The sequence below is a fragment of the Colwellia marinimaniae genome, assembly GCF_002207865.1.
In the GTDB taxonomy this organism is placed as follows: Bacteria; Pseudomonadota; Gammaproteobacteria; order Enterobacterales; family Alteromonadaceae; genus Colwellia; species Colwellia marinimaniae.
Genome location: NZ_BDQM01000271.1, coordinates 1 through 272, shown reverse-complemented (window position 1 = coordinate 272; position 272 = coordinate 1). Strand labels below are relative to the sequence as shown.

Sequence of the window (272 nt, the reverse complement as noted above, 5' to 3'; positions counted from 1 at the left end):
GTCGATGACGTTGCTGTTCAGCGCGGCCATCGCTGCTGCCAGCGTGACGTTCCAGCTGCCGGCGCCGGGCATCCTGCTGACCCTGGGCGGCTACTTCGGCCTGCTCTTTGCTGTCTACAAGTTCAAGAACAGCGGCTGGGCCTTGCCGGCTGTGTTTGCGCTGACGGGCTTCATGGGCTACTCCCTGGGGCCGGTGTTGGCCAAGTCGCTGGCACTGCCCGGCGGTGCACAGGTCGTGACGATGGCCCTGGCGGCCACGGGCGCCACCTTCC

At 67.3% G+C, this 272-nt stretch carries 1 protein-coding gene; it reads left to right on the top strand.

The window, feature by feature from the left end; all coding sequences use genetic code 11:
• Positions 1-272, top strand: a 272-nt coding sequence (locus MTCD1_RS19240; protein ID WP_498067573.1) for a Bax inhibitor-1 family protein, incomplete at both ends; no start/stop codon positions are given.